Origin of the sequence: Rhodococcus sp. JVH1, from assembly GCF_000280725.2 — a bacterium.
Classification (GTDB): Bacteria; Actinomycetota; Actinomycetes; order Mycobacteriales; family Mycobacteriaceae; genus Rhodococcus_F; species Rhodococcus_F jostii_A.
Genome location: NZ_CP166289.1, coordinates 3,340,625 through 3,362,881, shown reverse-complemented (window position 1 = coordinate 3,362,881; position 22,257 = coordinate 3,340,625). Strand labels below are relative to the sequence as shown.

The following is a 22,257-nucleotide window of genomic DNA, read 5'->3' as shown; positions in this document are numbered from 1 at the left end:
ATTCCTTTCGAGGCCTGTGACGGCGACGATCGTATCGCCTGCGGGGCCGGTGTTCCCGGCGGCGATCACCCGCACTGTTTCGGGTCAGAGTCCGCGATCGATGAGATCGAGGATCTCCTCACTCGTCGCGGCGTGAATCTTGTCGACCGCGGCCGCATGCGCATCGTCGGACGTGCCGACCTCGGCCAACAGGCTTCCGAGACGCTGCGCGATGGCGGACCGCGCCTCGCTGTCCTCGCCGAGTTCGGCGATGGTCGCACGAAGCCGATCGACGTCGGCCAGAGCGACGGACATCGGGTCCGGGACGAGTTCGGAGCGCAGGAACTCGGCGACGGCACGCGGACTCGGGTGGTCGAACACCATGGTCGGCGGCAACCGCAGACCCGTGGCGGCGCCGAGATGATTGCGGAGCGCAACGGCCGCCAGCGAATCGAAGCCGAGTTCCTTGAACGCCTGGTCGGGGTCAACCGAGTCCGACGCGTCGTAGCCGAGCACCGTGGCCGCCCCGCCGCGCACCAGATCGAGCATCAGGTGCCGCTGTTCGGGGATCGACCGGTCGGCGAGGCGCTGCGCCCAATCCGACGGCCCGGACCCGCTCGCTCCGGTCACGACCGCGTCCGACCCCGCGGCGTGCGGGCGCGATTCCCGGATCAGGCCGCGCAGCGGGGCGGGAACGTACGGTGCGGCCGAACCGGAGTGGTCGAACCGTGCGGCCGCGACCGTGGGTGCACCGGCGGCCAGCGCGCTGTCGAAGAGGGCCAGGCCGTCGGCCGCGGGCATGGGAATCATTCCGCTGAGGCGGGCGCGGGCGAGGTCGATCGCGCCGAGGTTGTCGGTCATGGCGCTCGGTGTCGCCCACATGCCCCACGCGATCGAGAGCCCGGGCAGCTCGAGGGCGTGGCGGTGATGGGCGAGGGCGTCGAGGAACATGTTCGCGGCCGCGTAGTTCGCCTGCCCGGGGGCCCCGAGGATGCCGGCGAGCGACGAGAACATGACGAACGCCCGCACGTCGCTGTTCGCGGTCAGCCGGTGCAGGTTCCAGGCCGCGTCGACCTTCGGGCGTAGGACCGCGTCGAGCCGCTCGGGGGTGAGTGACGCGAGGGTGCCGTCGTCGATCACGCCGGCCGCGTGGATCACCGCCGTGAGTGGGTGTTCGGGCGGTATCCCGGCCAGCAGCGCGGCGACCGCCGACGCGTCCGACGTATCGCAGGCAACGATGCTCACCTCGGCGCCCAGACCGCTCAGTTCGCTGCGCAGCCGGTCGCTGCCCTCGGCGTCGGGTCCGCGCCGGCTGGTCAGCAGCACGTGCCGTGCTCCGTGCTCGGTCACGAGGTGCCGGGCTACGAGAGATCCCACCGTGCCGGTGCCGCCGGTGACGAGGACGGTGCCGTCCGGATCGAACGGTGTCGGTTCGTCGACGGCGGGCATGCGCCGCAACCGCGGTGCGCGCAAGGTGCCGTTCCGGACCGCCAATTGCGGTTCCCCGCTCGCCAGCGCCGACGTGACCGCGGTCTCGGCGTCGGATTCGTCGTCGAGGTCGATCAGCACGAACCGGTCCGGGTTCTCGTTCTGTGCGGAACCGACGAGACCCCACACGGCCGCGGCCGCGAGGTCGGGACGGGCGTCGTGGTCCTGCCCGTCGTCGGTGACCATGGCGTTGCGCGTCACGATCACGAGCGGGCTGTCGGCGACGGCCTCGTCGTCGAGCCACTCCTGGAGCAGCCGCAGTACCCGAGCGCACAGGTCGTGGGCCGCGTCCGGACCGTGGTCGCCCTCGGTTGCACAGCCGACCAGCACCGTCCACGGACGCAGATCGTCGTCGTCCGGCCGGGACTGCATCGCGGTCCGCAACGTCTCGAGGTCGGGGTAACCCGGGAACGTCGAACCGACCCCCGGGTCGCCGAACCCCTCGGCGTCGAGGACGACCGCCGGTCCGAGGGGCCGTTCGGACGAGGCCACCTCCACCGGGATCCAGGCCGCCCGGTGCAGTCGCAGGGACGGCGACCGGCCTGCGTCCTGCCCGTCGACCGCCCTCTGCGCCACCCGCAGCGCATCGACGGTCAGCACCGGCTCACCCGCGGGGTCGACGGCGGCAACGCGGTACCGCCCGTCCGGGCCGGGGGTGAACCGGGCGGTCATCGCCTCCGCGCCGACGGTGTGCAGACGGATCCCCGACCAGGTCACCGGCCAGCCGTCCCACCCGAGGAGGGGCTCGATCGCCGCCTGCAGCAGTTCCGGATGAATGCCGAATCCAGTCGTGTCGGTGCCGTCGTCGAGACGCACCTCGGTCTCGGTGTCGCCCGGGTCCTGCTGCGGCACAGCGGCGACGGGGCCGACGACGTCGTCGATCGTCGCCGAAGCGTTCCGAACCCAGCTGTCCGGGCCGTCGAGGTCACCCGACTTCGACGAGATCGTGACGGTGCGAGCGCCGTCGGTGCCGGGCGGCGACACCAGTACTCGAATCGAGGCCAGTCCCGACGGCGGGAGGACGAGCGGATGGTCCAGCGTCAGTTCGTCGATGTGGTCGAGACCGACGTGGTGGGCCGCGTGCAGGGCGAGTTCGACCGGCACCGCCGGCAGCAGCGTCTTCGCTGCGCCGGTCGCCGGCTGGTCGCCGTCGTCGATCGTCGGTGGCACGAGCCATGGATCCCGGTGCAGCGACAGCTGTCCGGTGAACAGGGTCGCGTCGTCGTCGAGGGTCACCGCGGCACCGAGCAGCGGATGGTCGGCCGGGGTCAGACCCAGCTCGGTCGGATCGCCGGTGTGGCGGGTGGCCGCCGTCGGCCAGTAGGAACGGCGCTGGAATGCATAGGTGGGCAAGGCCACGCGGCGGCGACCGGGCAGTACCCGATCCCAGTCGATCGTTGCGCCCTGCACGTAGGCGGCGGCGACCGCCTCGATGATCCCGTGTGTTTCGTCTCCGCGCCCGGGCAGCGTGGCGATCGTGTTCGGGACGACCTCGGCGGCCAGTGCCGCCAGCGCCGCGCCCGGGCCGACTTCGACGAGGCGGGTGACGCCGAGTTCGTCGAGGGCGCAGACGCCGTCGTGGAAACGCACCGCGTGCCGGATGTGCCGGGTCCAGTACTCCGGGGACATGAGTTCGTCGGCGGTGGCGACGCGTCCGGTGACATTGGAGACGACCGGAATCTTCGGCGGCTGCGCCGTCAGCCTCGCCACCACGGCGGCGAACTGGTCGAGGATGGGGTCCATCAGGGTCGAATGGAAGGCCCGCTCGACCCGCAGGCTCGTGGTCTTCAGTCCGGCGGCGGACAGTTCGGACGCGACGGCGTGCACGTCGCGTTCGCTGCCGGCGAGGACGACGGATTCGGCGCCGTTGACGGCCGCGAGATCGACGCGGCCGTCGATCCGCGGCAGGATGTCCTCCTCGCGTGCCCGTACGGCGATCATCAGCCCCGGTTTGGTCGACTGCATCAACCGTCCACGGTCACCCACCAGGGCGGCGGCATCGGGCAGGCTGAACACCCCCGCGACGTGGGCCGCGGTGATCTCGCCGATCGAATGGCCGATCAGGTAGTCGGGGGTGATGCCCCAGTCCCGCAGCAGCCGATAGAGCGCGACCTCGACGGCGAACAGTGCCGGCTGGGTGTACTCGGTGCTGTCGAGCGTCGCGCCGCCACCGTCGGACTCGTCCCAGATGACCTGCCGTACCGGGGTTTCCACGTGTTCGTCGAGTGCGGAGCAGACCTCGTCCAGTGCCCGTGCGAACACCGGGTAGGCCTCGTAGAGGCCGCGGCCCATCCCGATGCGCTGCGCACCCTGGCCGGTGAACATGAAGGCCGTCTTGCCTCGGGCGCTCGTCCCGGTGACGACGTTGCCGCCGGGGCGCCCCGTGACGATGCGGGCGAGGCCGTCGCGCAGGTCGGCGAATGTTTCTCCGATCACCGCGGCGCGGTGGGTGAAACCGGATCGGGTGGTGGCCAGCGAGTAGGCGAGGTCGGCCGGATCCGGGAGTTCGGACTCGTTCGTGTCGAGGAACTCCGCCAGCCGGGTGGCCTGCGCCCGCAGCGCGTCCCCGGTCTTTCCGGAGATCACCCAGACCAGCGGCGACGTCGACGGAGAGACCTCCGGCGCCGCGTCCTCCGGCGGTTGTTCGAGGATCATGTGCGAGTTGGTGCCGCTGATACCGAACGACGAGACGGCCGCCCGCCGGGGCCGTCCGGTCTCCGGCCAGGCAACCGATTCGGCGAGCAGTGAGACCTCGCCCGCGGTCCAGTCGACGTGCCGGGTGGGGACGTCGCCGTGCAGGCTCGGGGGCAGGATCCCGTGCCGCATCGCCATCACCATCTTGATCACGCCTGCGACGCCCGCCGCTGCCTGGGAGTGGCCGATGTTCGACTTGACGGAACCGAGCCACAGCGGCCGGCCGTCCCGGCCCTGCCCGTACGCCGCCAGCAGTGCCTGCGCCTCGATCGGGTCGCCGAGCGTGGTGCCGGTGCCGTGCGCCTCCACGGCGTCGATGTCTGTGGGGCCGAGCGAGGCGTCGGCCAGCGCCTGGCGGATGACCCGTTCCTGGGACGGCCCGTTCGGGGCGGTCAGTCCGTTGGAGGCCCCGTCCTGGTTGACCGCCGATCCGCGGATGATCGCGAGCACCCGGTGGCCGTTGCGCCGGGCGTCGCTGAGCCGCTCCAGCACCACCATTCCCGCGCCCTCGCTGAGCCCGGTGCCGTCGGCCCGGTCGGAGAACGGCTTGCAGCGTCCGTCCGAGGCGAGGCCTCGCTGGCGGCTGAACTCGATCAGCACACCGGGTGTGGCCATCACCGTCGCCCCGCCGGCCAGCGCCAGCGCGCATTCCCCGTCGCGGAGAGCCCGCGCCGCCAGATGCATGGCCACCAGCGACGACGAGCAGGCCGTGTCCACGGTGACCGCGGGACCGGTGAAGCCGAGGGAGTAGGAGATGCGGCCGGACGCCACACTGTTGCTCGTCCCGGTCATCAGATAGCCCTCGGCGTCGACGTTGCGCTGAGTCATCAGGTGGAAGCCGTAGTCGCCGCCCATCAGCCCGACGTACACGCCGGTGTCGGTGAGGCCGGGCGCGGTCGGCCGGATTCCGGCCTGTTCCAAGGCTTCCCAGGCGCTCTCGAGGAGCAGCCGGTGCTGCGGGTCCATCGCGATCGCCTCGCGCGGGCTGATCCCGAAGAAGGCGGCATCGAATTCGTCTGCGTCGTAGAGGAACCCGCCCTCCTTCATGTACGTGGTGCCGGCCCGGTTCGGGTCGGGGTCGTACACCTCGTCGAGATTCCAGCCCCGGTTGTGGGGGTACGCGCCCACGGCGTTGCGGCCGTCGTGGACGAGCCGCCACAGGTCCTCCGGGCAGTACACCTTGCCCGGGTAACGGCAGGCCATTCCCACGATCACGATCGGGTCGTCGTCCCTGCGGGCACGTGTCGGCCCGGCCGGCTGCGGAGCCGCATCGTCCCCGAGCAGGCGCGCCACCAGCTCCTGGGTCAGCGCGTCCGCGGTGGGGTGGTCGAACACCACCGTCGCGGCCAGTCGCACGCCGGTGGCGGTCGCCAGCTGATTGCGCAGTTGCACGGCGGTCAGCGAGTCGAAACCGAGTTGTTTGAAGGCACGTTCCGGGTCGATCGCCTCCTTGCCTTCGTGACCCAGCACAGCCGCCACGTGGGTGGTGACGATGTCGAGCACTCGACTGTGCCGCTCCCCGGGGTCCAGCGCCCGCAACTCCTCGGCCAGGCCGGTCGGGGAATCGGCCGCCGCGGCACGGCGACGACGGACGCCGAGCACCCGGCGCAGGATCGGCGGCAGCGACTCGCCCTCGGATCGAGAGGCCCTCGTCGAGAGCCGTATCGGCACGATCAACGGACGGTTCACGGCGAGAGCAGCGTCGAACAGGGCCAGACCCGACTCCGGGCTGATGGTGTCGATGCCGCTGCGCTGCAACCGATCGAGGTCGGCCGCATTCAGATGGGACGTCATGCCGCTGGGCCGGTCCCACAGTCCCCAGGCCATCGACGTCGCGGGCAGCCCGCGGGCACGGCGGTGCTGCGCGAGTGCGTCGAGGAAGACGTTCGCCGCCGCATAGTTCGCCTGGCCTGCGCCGCCGAGCACCCCCGCCGCCGAGGAGAACAGCACGAACGCCGACACGTCGCGGTCCCGGGTGAGTTCGTGCAGATGCCAGGCACCGTCCACCTTGGGACGAAGGACGGCGTGCAACTGGTCCTCGGTCAGGGTGGCGGCGGTAGCGTCCTCGAGCACCCCGGCGGCGTGGATCACGCCGGACAGGTCGGGAATGCCGGCGAGGAGAGCGGCGACCGCGGCGCGGTCGGCCACGTCGCAGGCGACAGCGCTGACCTCCGCCTCCGACTCGGCGAACTCGGCACGCAGTTCGGCCGCACTCTCGGCATCGAGTGCGTGCCGGCCGGTCAGCAACAGACGGCGCACCCCGTGCCGCGCGACGAGGTGGCGGGCGATCAGTCTGCCGATGGTTCCCGTGCCGCCGGTGATCAGGACCGTGCCGTCCGGGCCGAAGCGTGCCGGTCCCGGTTCGGGTGCCGATGCGGCGGGCGTCACCGCGGCGAGCATGGGCGCCAGCAGTACACCGTCCCGGATGGCCAGCTGAGGCTCGTTGCAGGCCAGGGCCATGGCGATCAGCGAAGGGTCACCGGGGTGTACGTCCAGGTCCACCAGCGTGATGCGGTCCGGGTGCTCGTTCTGCACCGCGCCGATCAGTCCCCACGCGGGGGCGGCAGACACGTCGTCGACCGGATCGTCGTCGCGGACCGCCACCGCGAGCCTCGTCGTGACCAGTAACCGGGTCTCGGCCAGGCGATCCTCGCGGAGCCAGGACTGGACCGCCCGCAACGTCGCCTCCGCGGCGGCGTGCGCGCGAGCCGGCGTGTCCGGTTCGTCGCCCGGTTCGCGGTCGAGCCACAGCACGCGACCTTCCGGATCACCGCCGGCAAACGCCTCCTCGAGCGGCATCAGCTCTGCTGGAGCCGTGCTGGACGCACCCACCGGCATCCATTCCACGCGGTAGAGGCTGTCTCGGACCCCGGCGGCGGGCACGCCCGCTGCCCCGAGCGGCCGCAGTGCCAGCGAATCGGCGGTCAGCACCGGTCCGCCTGCCGCGTCGTACGCGGAGACCCGGTAGCGCTCGGGTCCGATAGTGGTGACGTGCACGCGCAGGGCGGTGGCGCCCACGGCGTGCAGCTGCACCTTGTCCCAGGCGAACGGCAGCCGGACACCGGTGTCGGCGGCCCCGAGCGCAATCACGTGCAGCGCCGCGTCGAGCACCGCCGGATGGATTCCGTATCCCGCGACCGCCGCAGCCGGGTCCTCTCCGCTCAGCCGCACCTCGCCGTACAGGTCGTCGCCGCGCCGCCACGCCGCGCGGAGACCACGGAAGGCCGGGCCGTACTCGTAGCCGGCCTCGTCGAGTACGTCGTACAGACCTCGGACGTCGATCGGCGTCGAATCGGCGGGCGGCCATTGCTGTTCGGGGGAGTCTGCGGTGTCCACGGCCGCCGTGAGCGTGCCGGTGGCGTGCCGGGTCCACGGGGTGTCCTGCGCGGCATCGGCAGGCCGGGAGTGCACCGACACCGTGGATCGGCCCGATTCGCCGTCGGCCAGCACGCTCACCTGCAGTGCCGCCTCACCCTCGGCGGGAATCACCAGGGGTGCTTCGATGGCGAGTTCTTCGAGCCGGCCGCACCCCACGCGGTTCCCCGCGTGCAGGGCGAGTTCCACGAAAGCTGTGCCCGGCAGAATGACCGTGCCGCTGACGCCGTGGTCGCTCAGCCACGGAAGGCGTTGTGGCGACAGCAGACCCGTGAACACCGCGCCCCGGCCGTCACCGAGCTCCACCGACGCGGCGAGCATCGGATGCCCACCGGTTTCCATGCCCGTCGACGCGAAGTCGCCCTGCGGCACCGGGCTTTCCAGCCAGTAGCGGCGGTGCTGGAAGGCGTACGTGGGGAGGTCCACCCACTGCTGCCGATCGTCGTGCCGAGCCCAGCTCACCCGGTCCCACTCGACGTGTAGTCCGTACACCTGCGCCTCGGCGAGTGCGGCGGTGAACTGGCGCAGGCCCGCACGGTCGCGCCGGATGGTGCCGACGGCTCGGCCTGCGACGCCCGCAGCGTCGAGGGTTTCCTGCAACGGCACGGTCAGGACGGGGTGGCTGCACGACTCGACGAACAGTCGGTACCCGTCCGCGGCCAGCGATCTCGTCGCCTGCTCGAAGCGGACCGTCCGTCGCAGATTGCGGTACCAGTAGTCCGCGTCGAGTGCGGTGCCGTCCAGCACACCACCGGTCACCGACGAGTAGAACGGAATTCGCGACCGGCGGGGAGTGATCGACGCGAGGACGTCGAGAATGGGTTCCCGCAGGACGGAGACGTCCGCGCAGTGCGACGCGTATTCCACGGCAATCCGCCTGGCCTGGACGCCGTCGCCCTGCAACTGCCCGATCAGGGCGTCGAGGGCGTCGACGGGGCCCGAGATCACCGTCGCGGACGGCCCGTTCATTGCCGCGACCTCGACGGCGCCGGCCCAGGGCTGAATCTTCTCCCGCACGGTGTCCGCCGGCAGTGCCACCGAGGCCATCCCGCCGCCCCGCCGGGCCGACGCGCCGATCACCCTGCTGCGCGCGGCCACGACGAGCGCTGCGTCCGAAAGGCTCAGCGCGCCCGCGACATAGGCGGCCGCGATCTCGCCCTGCGAATGTCCGACGACGGCCGCCGGTTCGACGCCGTGGGAACGCCACAGTTCCGCGAGACCGACCATCATCGCGAACAGCGCCGGTTGCACCACGTCGACCCGGTCCAGCGCCGCGGGATCGCGGTCGCGCAGCACGTCCAGCAGCGAGAAGTTGGTGTACGGGGCCAGCGCGTCGGCGCACTCCCGCACGGTGTCGGCGAACACCGGCGACGTGTCCAGGAGTTCGGTGGCCATGCCCACCCACTGCGAACCCTGGCCGGGGAAGACGAACACCGGCCGGTCGCCCGCTTCCAACGCCACGCCGGTGACGACGTCGGCGCTGGGCGCGCCTCGGCTGAGTGCGTCGAGGCCGTTCAGCAGGCCCTGAGGCCGCGCGCCGATCACGGCGGCGCGGTGGTCGAACGTGGCACGCGACCCCAGCAGTGCGCCTGCCACGGCGGCGGGCGTCAGGCCTGGGTGCTCGGTGACGTAGTCGCGCAACCGCTCGGCCTGGGCGCGCAGCGCCGGCTCGGTGTGGGCCGACACGAACCAGGCCACGACTTCGTTCGGGGGAGAGTCTGATTCAGACGCCGGCGGCTCGACCGGTGGGGACTCCTCCAGGACGACGTGGGCGTTGGTGCCGCTGATGCCGAACGACGAGACCGCCGCCCGCCGGGGCCGATCGGATGCCGGCCACTCCCGGTTCTCGGTGAGCAACGACACCGAACCGGCGGACCAGTCGACGTGCGGGGTCGGCCGGTCGACGTGCAGAGTCTGGGGCAGGACGCCGTGCCGCATCGCCATGATCATCTTGATGACCCCGGCGACGCCGGCGGCCGCCTGGGTGTGCCCGAGGTTCGACTTCACCGAGCCGAGCCACAGCGGCCGGTCGGCGGGGCGGTCGCGGCCGTAACCGGCCAGCAGAGCGGACGCCTCGATCGGATCGCCCAGTTTCGTGCCGGTGCCGTGCGCCTCGACCACGTCGACGTCGCCCGGGCCGAGTCCCGCATTGGCCAGCGCCTGCGCGATCACCCGCTCCTGAGCCTGCCGGTTAGGGGCGGTCAGACCGTTGCTGGCGCCGTCCTGGTTCACGGCGCTGCCGCGGATGACGGCCAGTATCCGGCGACCCTTGCGCTCTGCGTCGGACAGGCGTTCCAACGCGACCATCCCCGCGCCCTCGCCCCACGCCGTGCCGTCCGCGGCGGCGGAGAATGCCTTGCACCGGCCGTCCCGGGCCAGCCCGCGTTGGCGGCTGAACTCCACGAACACCGCGGGGGTCGCCATGACGGTCGCCCCGCCCGCCAGCGCCAGCTCGCACTCGCCGCTGCGCAGCGCCTGCATGGCGAGGTGGATCGAGACCAGCGACGACGAACACGCGGTGTCCACCGTGATCGCGGGACCGTTCAGGCCGAAGCTGTAGGCCACACGGCCGGACGCGACGCTCATGGCGTTGCCGGTGATGAAGTACCCCTCGAGGTCTTCGGGCGGCATGCCGCCCGCCCGCGCCGCGTAGTCGATGCCGGACAGCCCGGTGAACACGCCCACCTGGCGGCCGTGCACCGACCGCGGATCGATGCCGGCGTGCTCGAACGTCTCCCAGCTCGTCTCCAGCAGGAGTCGCTGCTGCGGGTCCATCGCCAGCGCCTCGCGCGGCGAGATGCCGAAGACCTCGGGGTCGAACCCCGCCGGGTCGTCGAGGAAGCTGCCCTGCACCGTGTATGTCTTGCCGGCCTGCTCGGCCGTCGGATCGTAGAGGTCCGCCAGGCCCCAGCCCCGGTCCTCGGGGAACCCCGCGACGGTGTCGGTGCCGGACTCCACCAGGCGCCACAGGTCCTGCGGCGATCGCACCCCGCCGGGGAACCGGCAGCCCATCCCGATGACGGCGATCGGTTCGCGGCTCACACCCTCGACCTCGCGCAGCTTTTCCCGCGCTTGGTAGAGCTCCGCGGTGACTCGCTTCAGATAGTCGAGGAGCTTCGCCTGATCGGCCATATCGGGGTCCTATCCGAGATCCGCCATTAGTTGCGCGGAAACCTCGATTGTATCCGCCACCACCATGCGGAGGCAGCGGTCCGAGCATCACCTTCGATCGATCTGCCTGGTCAATTCGGGCAGGTCACATGGGATACCCGCCGCTGCTCCGGTCCACACCACTTCCGGTTGTTCGGATGCCCGGCGACCGCGGATGGAGGTAATGTGGCGACTCCGAGCAGGATCCGTATCGAGGAGGTGAGACCTGTGTCCGTTCGTTCAGTTCGGGTGCTCTCACTCCGCGACCGCGCGGTCGTACCGACGTAAGGTGACCGGGAGAGCGCCCATCGGCATTCCGGAAGGCTCTCCCATGTCAGTGTCTCTCTCACCGTCCCTCGAATTCGTTCTCGTCACGAGGCTTCGCGCCGCCGGCTGTGTGTTCGCCGAGGACGAGGCCAGTTTGATCGTCTCCGCGGCCCGCACGTCCGACGAACTCGCGTCGATGCTGGACCGCCGCGTCGCAGGCGTCCCCCTCGAACACGTCCTCGGCTGGGCCGAGTTCTGCGGGCTCAGGATCGCGGTCGATCCGCGGGTGTTCGTGCCACGTCGTCGTACCGCGTTCCTCGTCGAGCAGGCCGCCGCCCTCGCGGGCCCGCGTGCTGTCGTAGCCGACCTGTGCTGTGGTTCGGGCGCGGTAGGTGCGGCGCTCGCCGAGACGGGCGACGGCATCGAGTTGTATGCGGTGGACATCGACCCCGCCGCCGTCCGCTGCGCGCGACGCAACGTCCCGGACCCCGGCCGGGTATTCGAGGGCGACCTGTACGAGCCGTTGCCCACCGCGCTGAGGGGAGGCATCGACGTCCTGGTGGCCAACGCCCCGTACGTGCCCACCGACGCGATCCGGTTGATGCCGCCGGAGGCCCGGTTCCACGAGCCGCGGGTCTCGCTCGACGGCGGCGCGGACGGGCTCGACATCCAGCGGCGAATGACCCTCGGGGCGCGCGACTGGCTCGCACCGGGCGGTCATCTCCTGATCGAGACCAGTGCGGGTCAGGCCCCGCTCACCGCGGAGGCGTTCGCGGACGCCGGGTTGATCACCCGAGTCGAGACGTCGGACGAGATGGACGCCACCGTCGTCGTCGGCGCCAACCCCAGGTGAGTGCGAAGCGTCCCGGGACACGCTATGTCACTCACGTGCGGGTGGCTGCTCACTTTCGATCCGCACGCAGCAGTACCCGTCGGCGGGTGCCAGTGTGGCGCGGCGATCCTCGCATCCCGCGCCGTCGAGCAGTCCGGACAGCAGCGCGAGGTTCATTCCGCACACCATGTCCGTGTGCTGCCGGGCGAGCGCGTGGAACGGGCAGTTGACCAGGACGAGGGTGCCGTCGCTACGGCGCGGCTCGTAACCGCACGTCGCGAGCGCCGCGAGCAGGTCGTCGTCCGTGCAGCCCGTGTCGGCGCCGAGGCCGCGCCCGAAGTCGTGGGCACGCGCGGAGAGGGCCGCCCGCGGTGATGCGCCGGTGGCGTCCGCGTCCTCGATAGCCTGGGCGAACAACTCGCCGGCGAGCGCGTACGCACGCTCGGGCAGGTGTACCGAGAACTCACGGTCGGACCGTCGGTAGAGCTTGGCGGGCCGCCCCGCGCCCGGACCCGAGCGCCCCCCACGCCGAGCGAACTCGACCGCCAGCAGCCCCTCGTCGGCCAGCTTCTCGAGATGGAACGCGGACGTCGAGCGGGCGAGTCCCAGCGCCTCGGCGACGTCGTCGCGGCTGACCGGCGTCGCCTGCGCGCGCACGTGGTCGTACACCCGCCTGCGCACCGGCTCGTCGAGGGAGGAGACGGCCGAGACGTCCGAGCGTGGAGTGTCGTCCATGGACCCATTGTAAAACCGGGAGTCGTTGACTTAATTGTGTCGAGAATTCTATAGTCAAGATATATAGTTTTTAGAAGGAGTCGTCATGGCTACCAACACACCCCACGAGGTCAGCCACGGTTCGCACACCCTGGCCGACCCCGGCTATCAGGCCTTCCTCGTGCTGCGCACAGTCTTCACCGTGGCGCCCATCCTGTTCGGCCTGGACAAGTTCACGAACTGGCTCACCGACTGGCCGACCTACCTGGCGCCGTGGATCGACGGCATCCTGCCGGGAACCGCGCAGCAGGGCATGTACGCCGTCGGCGTGATCGAAGTGGTCGCAGGAATCCTCGTCGCCGTCGCGCCGCGGATCGGCGCCTGGGTCGTCGCGGCCTGGCTGGCCGGAATCATCGTCAACCTGGTCACGCTGTCCGGGTACTACGACGTCGCACTGCGCGACTTCGGGTTGCTCGCCGGTGCCGTCGCTCTCGGCCTGCTCGCCGCGGAGTACGGGCGCCCGCTCCGTCACCCGCACGGCTGATCGGTACCGCGGCCCCACGTGAGATGCACCTCATCGACTGTTTCGGGCGACTCGACCGCTCGTAGTCTGTGTGGTCGTGTCGCCAGGAGCGCAGGATCAGGGAACCGGATCGCGGGATCACGGTGTGCCGATCCCTGCGCCGGCCCCGGCACGCTCGTTGCTTCTGGGGGTGCCGGGGCAGGGTCGGCGCTGGCCGGGAGTGGTCCGCGCCGGCGTGGCGGCGTGTCTGCCCGCGCTGGCGGGGGTCGCGCTCGGACACTCTGCGGTTGCCGCGACGGCGACTGTGGGAGCCTTCGCCGTCGTCTACGGCGAGGGCAGGGCGTACCGGGTGCGGTGGCGGGTGGTCTCGATCGCCGCCGCCGTGATGGTGCTCCTCGCCGGTGTCGGCGCCGCGGTCGGCGCGCTCGTTCACGACGCGACCGCGGCGGGCGGTTCCCCGCTGTGGGGGATGGCGCTCGTCCTCGCGATGACCGTCGTGGTTGCCGTCTGCGCCTTCGTCGTCGACGGGTTGCGGCTCGGGGCGCCCGGTGCCTTCCTTCCACTGCTCACGGTGGAGATCTCGTCCGCGCTGCCCGCCCTCGGTGTCTCCGTTTCGGAGGTGACGTCCTGGGCGGCGGCCGGTGCGGCGTCGGCGTTGCTCGTGTCGATGTCGGGGCTGCTCGCGCGTCCACGAACCCCCGAGCGGGCCGCGGTCGCGACCGCGGTCGCCGCGGTGGACGCCGCACTCGCCGACTCGCCCGCACCGAATGCCCGCCGGGACGCGGTGCGGTCGCTGCACGCCGCCTGGCAGTGCCTCCACGACGCCGCCCTCGTCGGCCGCGATCATCCGCTCACCCGCACGTTGCGTGCGGCTCACCTGCGGTGCGCCGCCGTGGTCGACGGCCACGACGCGAACCACGCCTCCGACGAAGACGACCTGCGGCCGCAGGTCCCGCTGCCCAGGCCGTCGATCCGCTACCGGCTCGCGCGGGCGGCCCATCTCCGGGGCCGGTCCTGGACGATCGTCGCGCGACTGCTGGTCGCGTGCCCCGCTGCCGGTCTCCTGGCGCTGGGTCTCGGTGTCGCCCGCCCCGACTGGGCGGTGATCACCGCGGCGATGATCCTGCACCAGGGCCCGGACCGGGTGCTGGGGACGTACCGCGGGCTGCACCGGTTCTTCGGAACGGTGCTCGGACTCGCCCTGTTCGCAGCGCTGGCGACGCTCGACCTGTCGCCGGCCGCGCTGGTACTCGTCGTGGCGCTCCTGATGGCGGAGACGGAAGCCTTCCTCGTCCGCAATTACGGCCTGGCGATGGTGTTCATCACCCCGCTCGCGTTGGTTCTCGGCGGTCTCGGAACGCACGTGGACCTCGTCGCGGTCACCCGGGACCGGCTTCTCGAGACCGTTCTCGGCGTGGCGGTGGCGCTCCTCGTGCTGTGGACCGTGCTTCCGGGTTCGTACCGGCGGATCCTGCGCGACGCGGACGTCCAGGTGGCCGGGACGATCGGGCGGCTCGGCGATGCGCGGGAACCGGCCGCCGTCGCGGAACTCTGCCGGGATCTCGAGTTCGATCTGCACAGTTCCACCACCGCCGCGATCACCGCCGCCCACACCGACCCGGCGTGGACCCGCGACCGGTGGCCCGAGCACCACCACCTCCACGAGCTCGGCTACCGAATTCTCGCCCGGCACTTCGGACCTCGTCTTTAGCCGGTCGGCACCGGATCCCCGCTGTTAGGGTTCGGTGATGGGTCCTGTGACGGGAATCGGAACGGCAATTCGGGCCTCGTTGGCCGCGGCTCTCTGCGTCGGCATGCTGGCCGCGTGCGCGTCGGACGAGGAACCGCAGAGCGATCCGGCGGCCACGTGTGCGGACGTTCCCAACGGCACCCCGATCGCCAAGGCGCCGCCGCCCCCGGGCCCGGCGCCGACCACCCAGAACCTCGCGACCAACCCCGAGATCGCCACGGTGTACCGCTCCGGGATGGTGCCGGTGAACACGGCGTCGTACGCGGTCTCCACCGCCAATCCCGTGTCGACGCAGGCCGCCTGCGAGGTGTTGCGGGACGGGGGCACGGCCGCCGACGCGCTGATCGTGGCCCAGACCGTTCTCGGGCTCGTCGAACCGCAGTCCTCCGGAATCGGGGGCGGGGCGTTCCTGCTCTACTACGACGCCGGGCAGAAGAGCGTCGAGGCGTACGACGGCCGCGAGGTCGCGCCGATGGCGGCGACGGAGAATTACCTGCGCTGGATCAGCGACACCGACCGCACCGAGCCCAAGCCCGACGCCCGGGCGAGCGGGCGGTCCATCGGCGTTCCCGGGGTGGTGCGGATGCTCGAGCTGGCGCACCGCGAACACGGCCGGGACGAGTGGCGGGAACTGTTCGACCCGGCCATCTCGCTCGCGGACCAGGGACTCGAGATCAGCCCACGGATGGCCGGACAGATCGCCGAGTCCGCACCCGATCTGGCGCTCGACGAGCCGTCGAAGGCGTATTTCCTCAACCCGGACGGCAGCCCCAAGCCGGCGGGCACGAAGCTGACGAACCCGGCCATGGCCAAGACGCTCGGTGCGATCGCGGCGGGCGGTGCCGACGCCTTCTACACCGGGGCCATCGCCCAGGGCATCGTCGATGCGACGGCGACGGCGTCGGGCGGGCGCACCCCCGGACAGATGACGCTCGACGACCTCGCGAACTACCAGGCGAAGAAGCGGACGGCGCTGTGCACGCCGTATCGGGACCACGAGATCTGCGGCATGCCCAACCCGTCGTCCGGCGGGACGGCGGTCGCGGCGACGCTCGGCATCCTGGAGAACTTCGACCTGTCGGAGTACGGGCCCACGAACCTCGACGACAACGGCGGGAAGCCGACGGCGGAGGCCGTGCATCTCATCTCCGAGGCGGAGCGACTGGCGTACGCCGACCGGGACAAGTACGTCGCGGACTCCGATTTCGTTCCGCTGCCGGGCAATTCCCTCGACACTCTGCTGAACGAGGACTACCTGAAGCAGCGGGCCGACCTCATCGACCCCGGCAAGAGCATGGGCACCGCGCAACCCGGAAACTTCGGTCCGGTCCCGCTCGGTGTGCAGCCGCAGGACAAGGAACACGGCACCAGCCACATCTCGATCGCCGACCAGTACGGCAACGTCGCGTCGATGACGACGACGGTGGAATCGGCGTTCGGCTCGTTCCACATGACGGACGGCTTCGTCCTCAACAATCAGCTCACCGACTTCTCGGCCCAGCCCGTCGGGCCGGACGGGACGCCGCTCGCCAACCGCGTCGAACCGGGTAAGCGGCCCCGCAGTTCGATGGCGCCGACGCTCGTCTTCGACCGCAGCAGCGACGGGTCGCTGGGGGACGTCCAGTACGTGACGGGGTCGCCGGGCGGTTCGGTGATCATCCAGTTCGTCGTGAAAACGCTCGTGGGAATGCTGGATTGGGGTCTGAACCCGCAGCAGGCGGTGTCGGCGGTCGACTTCGGGGCCGCCAACACCCCGGTCACCGGCGTCGGCGGGGAGCATCCGAACATCAACGCGGTCAACGACGGCGCCGACGACCCGTTGATCGTGCAGTTGCGGGCGATGGGTCACCAGGTGTCGGTCGCACCGCAGTCCAGTGGGCTCAGTGCGCTGCAGCGTCAGGACTCGGGGTGGGTCGGCGGCGCGGACCCACGACGGGAGGGCGCGGTGATGGGTGACGGTACGGGTTAACGCACCGCCACCGCAGGAATTACGCCTGTTCGACGAGCGGGGCCACCTTGGTGCCGAGCAGTTCGATCGCGCGCATCACCTTGTCGTGGGGCAGCGGCCCGACGCTGGGGTGCAGCATGAACCGTTCGATGCCCAGGGTGTCGCGCATGCCGACGATCTTCTCGGCCACCTGTTCGGGGTTGCCGAGCACGAGCGAACCGCCGGGTCCGCGCAGACCGTCGAATGCCTGCGGGTTCATCGGTGCCCACCCGCGTTCGCGTCCGAGGCCGGTCATGGCCGCGGCGTACGACGGGTAGAACTCCGATACCGCTCGGTCCTCGGTGTCCGCGACGTAACCGTGCGCGTGGACGGCGATGGGCTGCGGTTCGTGCCCACCCTCCGACACCGCACGGCGGTGCAGGTCGGCCAGCGGTGCGAATCGGGCGGGTTGTCCGCCGATGATCGCGAGCGCCATCGGCAGGCCGAGCAGTCCGGTGCGAGCCACCGACTCGGGATTGCCACCCACCCCGACCCATATGGGAAGGGGACGTTCGGGCCGTGGGTAGACGGACTGGTCCGTCAGCGCCGCCCGGTGCCGTCCCGACCAGTTCACGGTCTCCGAGTCGCGGAGGGCGAGTAGCAGGCCGAGTTTCTCGACGAACAACTCGTCGTAGTCGGCCAGGTCGTAACCGAAGAGCGGGAACGATTCGGTGAACGAGCCGCGACCGGCCATCACCTCGGCGCGCCCGTCGGAGATCAGGTCGAGGGTGGCGAATTCCTCGAACACCCGTACCGGGTCGTCGGAGCTCAGGACGGTGACCGCACTGGTCAATGCGATGCGGGACGTCCGGGCGGCAGCGGCCGACAGCACGACGGCGGGTGCCGACGCGGCGAAGTCCGCGCGGTGGTGCTCACCGACGCCGTACACGTCGAGGCCGACCTGCTCGGCCAGGACGACCTCTTCGAGCAGATCCTTCAGACGCTGCCGCGGCGACACCACCCCGGACCCGCCGGAACCGACCTCCGCGAACGTCGTCAACCCGAGTTCCATCGCACACCCTCGCTCTAGATAGTTGAATCATCAATTAGGCGGTGTAACTGCGTGGGTGGACGGGATATTCCGTCCGATGATTCAGACCCGGGTGGGCGGGGAACCCGACGACCATGGCGAAATACCGAGTGATCGATCCCCAGGGCAGTGTCGTCGAAACGAAGGAGATTCCGAGCGCCGGTGACGCGCACGCGTGGTTCGTAGACGTTCGCGCGGACAATTCCGAACTCGGATGGCGGATGGAAGTCGACGAGGACGGCACCTGGGCGTTCTTCGACGACACCGAGGGTGCCACGGAGAAATAGAATAGAAATAGAGGCACATCGTGCTCGCCAGCGACCCACGGAAAGTGGGCGTCGAGGAGGAATTCCACCTCATCGATCTGAAGACCCGGCGCCTGACCACCCGCGCGCCGGAGTTGCTGGCACGACTTCCCGACGACGTGTACGTCGACGAACTCCAGCAGTGCGTCGTCGAGGTCAACAGTGGTGTGTATGCCGACCTCGACGGCCTGCGGAACGATCTGGAGCGACACCGCAGGCTGCTCGTCGACGCGGCCGAAGATCTCGGCATCGGCGTGGCGGCCGCGGGCTCGGTGCCGCTGGCGTTGCCCGCCGAGATGCACGTGACGGGAACGCAGCGCTACGGGCGCATGCTCGCCGACTATCAGGTGCTCGCCCGCGAGCAGCTGATCTGCGGCACGCAGGTTCACGTCGACCTGCCCGATCGTGACGAGGCCGTGCAGGTCGCGCACCGCGTTGCTCCGCACATGCCCGTCCTCCTCGCGCTCAGCGCGAGTTCCCCGTTCCGGTCCGACGGCGCGGACACCGGCTATGCCAGCGCGCGCACACTACTGTGGCTGCGCTGGCCCAGCACGGGTCCGGCCGCACCCGTCTCCTCGGCAGCCGAATACGGCGCCCTGATCGACGACCTGGTCGCCAGCGGGGTGATCAGCGATCCCGGCATGGCGTATTTCGACGTCCGGCCGTCGGTGAAGCTTCCGACCCTGGAGTTGCGGGTGTGCGACAGCTGCCCGCGACTGGACACGGTCCTGCTCGTCGCCGCCCTGTTCCGTGCGCTCGTGGAACGCGAGGTGGAGGGATTGCGCGCCGGGAGGAAGGGCGTCGAGGTACTCCCGACCCTGACGAGGGCGGCGCTGTGGCGGGCGGCCCGGTCGGGGTTGGAGGAGGAACTCGTCGACGTGACGGTTCCGCAGGCACGTCCTGCGTCGGAACTCGTCGGCGACTTCGTGAATTCGCTGCGCCCCCAGCTCGAGGAGACCGGTGACTGGGACCGCGTGGTGGAGTTGTCCGCCGAGGCGACCGCCCACGGGAGCTCCGCCGCCCGGCAACGTCAGGCGCTCGGTCGCCGAGGCCGGCTCACCGACGTGGTGGATCTGCTGCTGGCGGAGACGGCGGGCCGCACCGAGCATCTCCCCGACGTGGAAGTGCCGCCGCCGCGCGAACCCGGCCCGAAGTCGACCGGGGCGGGCCGGACCCGGAGATATTGGAGCGCGAGGTTCTGGGACCGCGGCGACACCGCCGACATGACCTGGACGGAGTCGACGGAGCTCGACGAGAAGAAGCTCGTCGAGTGGCGCCGCGACCTGCACGCGCATCCGGAACTGTCGTTCGAGGAACGCCGGACCACCGGAGTGGTGCGCGATCATCTCGTCGGTCTCGGGCTCGAACCCGTCCTGATGCCCGGCGGAACCGGCCTGTGGTGCGACGTCGGTCCGGAGACGGGCGAGTGCATCGCGCTGCGGGCCGACCTCGACGCGCTGCCGGTCGCCGAGACAACCGGCCTCCCGTTCGAGTCGAGGGTGCCCGGAGTGTCACACGCGTGCGGTCACGACGCCCACACGACGATGCTGATGGGCGCGGCATCCGTCCTGACGAAATACCCGCCGCCGACCCGCGTCCGTCTCGTCTTCCAGCCGGCGGAGGAGACCACCCCCGGCGGCGCGGTCGACACGATCGCCGCGGGCGCACTCGACGGGGTGTCGAAAATCTTTGCACTGCACTGCGACCCGCACCTCGAGGTCGGCAAACTGTCCACCCGGACGGGGCCGATCACGTCGTCCAACGACTCCGTCACGGTGCGGTTGTGGTCGGCGGGCGGCCACACCGCCCGACCTCACCTGACCGGCGATCTGATCCACGCGACCGCTGTCCTGGTGACCGGACTGGCGTCCGTACTCGACCGCCGGATCGACGCCCGCACCGCGACCGTCCTCACCTGGGGGAAGGTGGCCGCCGGGCAGGTCGCGAACTCCGTGCCCGAGTCGGGTGAACTGGTGGGCACCCTGCGCAGCGCGTCCCGCGAGACGTGGGCGTCGCTCGAACCGCTGGTTACGGACGCGATCTGCCACCTGCTCGCACCGTACAACGTGCGGTACGAACTCTCCTACCTGCGGGGCGTCCCGCCCGTCGTCAACGATCCCGACTGCACCGCCGACCTACGGGAGGCGATCGAATCGGTCGTCGGCTTCGACCACCTGGCCGAGGCCCATCAGTCCAGCGGCGGCGAGGATTTCGCGTGGTATCTGGAGAAGGTTCCGGGCGCGATGGCCAGACTCGGGGTGTGGGACGGGACCGGCACCCGGCAGGAGCTTCACCAGCCGGGTTTCAACCTCGACGAGCGCGCGATGATTCACGGGGTCCGAACGCTGGTGGCGCTCACCCGGCTCGAAGACCAGTCCGGGTGAGCGCGGCGTCAAGCCGATTTGGCGGCGGCCTCGGCCAGTTTCGGTACGAGTGCCTCGACGGCGTACGGGAGGCTGAGGACGGTGCCCCAGGTGAGCGCGCCGGAGACGGTGGGGTCGTCGACGAACACGGCCGCCTTCGCCACCGGTAGCGACTGATAGACGGGGTCGGCGGTGATCTGCGCTTCGGCGCCGGGACTGCTGCCCACGTTCCAGACGAGGACGTCGACGTCGACGATGTCGAACTGCTCCTTGCTGATGGTGAACGCATCCTGATCGCCGGCGAGTTGCGCGATCCGCTCCGGGACGACGAACCCGAGCGACGTCATCAGCCGTGAACGCGGGTCGTTCGGGGAGCGGACGTAGAACGTGCCTGCGTCGCCCAGTTCGGCGACCGCGACCGTCTTGCCCTCGAATTCGGGGTGAGCGGCGCGCTGCTGCGCCACCAAGTCGTCCACACCGGCGACGAGGTGGTTCGCCTTCCCGTCCTCACCGAGGGTGGTGCCGACGATCCGGACTGCGTCCTGCCACGGCATGCCGAAATCGGGGTAGTCCGGCGACGTCGTCACGGTGGGCGCGATGGCCGAGAGCCGTTGATATGCGTCGTCGTCGACGTCGATGTACAGCGCGAGGATCAGGTCGGGATCGAGTTTCGCGATGGCCTCGTACGCGAAATTGGCCTCGCCGGTGAACTGTCCGCGGTTGAAGACCTCGGGGTGCGTCCCGCTCAGCGCGTCCTGGGCCCAGGGCCACGTGGCGTCCGGGTAGTCGCCGTACCAGTCGGTGACGCCGACCGGCTGACGTCCGAACGCGAGGAGCGTGTCCTGGTCGGAGTAGCCGACCGTGACGATGCGCCGGGGGTTGTCCGGGACATCGGTCGTTCCCTTCTTGTGCGTCACCGCCCGGGTGCCGCCTTCGGTGTCTGCCGCGGTTCCCGAGGAACATGCTGCGGCGACGACGGCCAGGCCGACCACGGCGCTCACGGTCAGGAACTTGCGACGGTCGAGCGTTCGCATCCACATACCTCCCTGTAGGTGAGGCTAACCTACGGGGAGTGGCCCCGGCCGTGCATCTGCGGCGGAAACGGGGGAGTCGGCTCGGGAATCGGGGGCTGCGGAGGTCCCGGATCCGGCGGCCCCGGTTGCGGCCCGGGCTCGGGAGGTGCAGGTTCCGGCCCCGGCTCGGGCGGAAACGGGTGAGGCGGCGTCGGCGTCGGCGGGACGGGCGGAGGGCTCGGATCCGGCGGCACCGGCTCCGGGTCCGGCACGGGACTGCCGAGCTCGTCGTGGGCACTCGTCATCCACTGACCACCTTCCGATCGGCTGATTGAGTGGTACCCGGAACGGGCATCCCGCAACCACGGGGTGAGCTGTGGCCGCCCGGGAACAAAACGCGGGATCGGTGCGTTGTCTAGCAACCGTGCCCCGCAAGTGTGGAATTTCACGACACGGGGAACATGAGCCAAAGGGAGGAAGTCATGGCAACCGACTACGACGCACCACGGGTTACCGTCGACGACGAACTCGCCGCGGACTCGCTCGAAGAATTGAAGACACGGAGGAACGACTCACAGTCGTCCGTCGTCGACGTCGAGGAGACCGACACGGCGGAGTCCTTCGAACTGCCCGGCGCCGACCTGTCCGGTGAGGAACTCACGGTCCGCGTCGTTCCGAAGAGGGCCGACGAATTCACTTGCAGCAGTTGCTTCCTGGTCCATCATCGGTCGCGTCTCGCGTCCGAAGAGGGCGGACAGCTGATTTGCCGCGACTGCGCATAGGAGGC

Annotated in this window: 11 protein-coding genes; 7 read left to right on the top strand and 4 right to left on the bottom strand. The window is 70.5% G+C overall.

Translation table 11 applies throughout. The features are described 5' to 3' along the window. Nucleotides 1-84 precede the first annotated feature (84 nt). A complete protein-coding gene (locus tag JVH1_RS15315) occupies nucleotides 85-10,668 on the bottom strand; it encodes a type I polyketide synthase (protein WP_009477283.1) in 10,584 nt (3,527 codons plus the stop codon). A gap of 349 nt (nucleotides 10,669-11,017) precedes the next feature. Here JVH1_RS15315 and JVH1_RS15310 point away from each other — a divergent pair, with 349 nt between their 5' ends. Beyond that, nucleotides 11,018-11,806: a putative protein N(5)-glutamine methyltransferase gene (locus tag JVH1_RS15310; protein WP_009477284.1), complete on the top strand. Its 789-nt coding sequence runs from the start codon at nucleotides 11,018-11,020 to the stop codon at nucleotides 11,804-11,806. Nucleotides 11,807-11,833: 27 nt separating this feature from the next. Here the strand turns inward: JVH1_RS15310 and JVH1_RS15305 are convergent, their stop codons facing one another. Beyond that, nucleotides 11,834-12,520 (bottom strand): metalloregulator ArsR/SmtB family transcription factor, encoded by a 687-nt coding sequence (locus JVH1_RS15305; RefSeq protein ID WP_009477285.1) that lies wholly within the window; start codon nucleotides 12,518-12,520, stop codon nucleotides 11,834-11,836. 85 nt (nucleotides 12,521-12,605) lie between these two features. Between JVH1_RS15305 and JVH1_RS15300 the strand changes: the two genes are divergently transcribed. From JVH1_RS15300 to ggt, 3 genes are all read left to right on the top strand, one after another. Then, nucleotides 12,606-13,043 carry a DoxX family membrane protein gene (locus JVH1_RS15300; RefSeq protein ID WP_009477286.1) on the top strand — a complete coding sequence of 146 codons (438 nt, stop codon included), beginning with the start codon at nucleotides 12,606-12,608 and terminating at the stop codon, nucleotides 13,041-13,043. A gap of 124 nt (nucleotides 13,044-13,167) precedes the next feature. Then, complete coding sequence (locus JVH1_RS15295) at nucleotides 13,168-14,733, top strand: FUSC family protein (protein ID WP_043780632.1); 1,566 nt, start codon at nucleotides 13,168-13,170, stop codon at nucleotides 14,731-14,733. Between the two features lie 37 nt (nucleotides 14,734-14,770). Continuing rightward, on the top strand, nucleotides 14,771-16,741 hold the full coding sequence (gene ggt, locus JVH1_RS15290) for a gamma-glutamyltransferase (RefSeq protein ID WP_009477289.1): 1,971 nt from the start codon (nucleotides 14,771-14,773) through the stop codon (nucleotides 16,739-16,741). A 19-nt stretch (nucleotides 16,742-16,760) separates the two neighbouring features. Here the strand turns inward: ggt and JVH1_RS15285 are convergent, their stop codons facing one another. Further along, a complete protein-coding gene (locus tag JVH1_RS15285) occupies nucleotides 16,761-17,771 on the bottom strand; it encodes an LLM class flavin-dependent oxidoreductase (protein WP_009477290.1) in 1,011 nt (336 codons plus the stop codon). Between the two features lie 113 nt (nucleotides 17,772-17,884). On the opposite strand from JVH1_RS15285, the gene JVH1_RS15280 reads away from it, so the two are divergent. Both JVH1_RS15280 and JVH1_RS15275 read left to right on the top strand, forming a co-directional pair. Then, nucleotides 17,885-18,076 (top strand): hypothetical protein, encoded by a 192-nt coding sequence (locus tag JVH1_RS15280; RefSeq protein ID WP_009477291.1) that lies wholly within the window; start codon nucleotides 17,885-17,887, stop codon nucleotides 18,074-18,076. Between the two features lie 20 nt (nucleotides 18,077-18,096). Next, a complete protein-coding gene (locus JVH1_RS15275) occupies nucleotides 18,097-20,478 on the top strand; it encodes a glutamate--cysteine ligase (RefSeq protein ID WP_043780582.1) in 2,382 nt (793 codons plus the stop codon). A gap of 8 nt (nucleotides 20,479-20,486) precedes the next feature. On the opposite strand, the gene JVH1_RS15270 is transcribed toward JVH1_RS15275, so the two are convergent. Continuing rightward, nucleotides 20,487-21,497 (bottom strand): iron-siderophore ABC transporter substrate-binding protein, encoded by a 1,011-nt coding sequence (locus JVH1_RS15270; RefSeq protein ID WP_083849808.1) that lies wholly within the window; start codon nucleotides 21,495-21,497, stop codon nucleotides 20,487-20,489. Between the two features lie 455 nt (nucleotides 21,498-21,952). Between JVH1_RS15270 and JVH1_RS15265 the strand changes: the two genes are divergently transcribed. Then, on the top strand, nucleotides 21,953-22,252 hold the full coding sequence (locus JVH1_RS15265) for a DUF4193 domain-containing protein (protein ID WP_005248611.1): 300 nt from the start codon (nucleotides 21,953-21,955) through the stop codon (nucleotides 22,250-22,252). Nucleotides 22,253-22,257 lie beyond the last annotated feature (5 nt).

Excerpts from the sequence above, each read along its gene's own strand:
- JVH1_RS15315 (WP_009477283.1), bottom strand. The coding sequence starts at position 10,668 with ATGGCCGATCAGGCGAAGCTCCTCGACTATCTGAAGCGAGTCACCGCG.
- JVH1_RS15310 (WP_009477284.1), top strand. The coding sequence starts at position 11,018 with ATGTCAGTGTCTCTCTCACCGTCCCTCGAATTCGTTCTCGTCACGAGG.
- JVH1_RS15305 (WP_009477285.1), bottom strand. The coding sequence starts at position 12,520 with ATGGACGACACTCCACGCTCGGACGTCTCGGCCGTCTCCTCCCTCGAC.
- JVH1_RS15300 (WP_009477286.1), top strand. The coding sequence starts at position 12,606 with ATGGCTACCAACACACCCCACGAGGTCAGCCACGGTTCGCACACCCTG.
- ggt (WP_009477289.1), top strand. The coding sequence starts at position 14,771 with ATGGGTCCTGTGACGGGAATCGGAACGGCAATTCGGGCCTCGTTGGCC.
- JVH1_RS15285 (WP_009477290.1), bottom strand. The coding sequence starts at position 17,771 with ATGGAACTCGGGTTGACGACGTTCGCGGAGGTCGGTTCCGGCGGGTCC.
- JVH1_RS15280 (WP_009477291.1), top strand. The coding sequence starts at position 17,885 with ATGGCGAAATACCGAGTGATCGATCCCCAGGGCAGTGTCGTCGAAACG.
- JVH1_RS15270 (WP_083849808.1), bottom strand. The coding sequence starts at position 21,497 with ATGTGGATGCGAACGCTCGACCGTCGCAAGTTCCTGACCGTGAGCGCC.
- JVH1_RS15265 (WP_005248611.1), top strand. The coding sequence starts at position 21,953 with ATGGCAACCGACTACGACGCACCACGGGTTACCGTCGACGACGAACTC.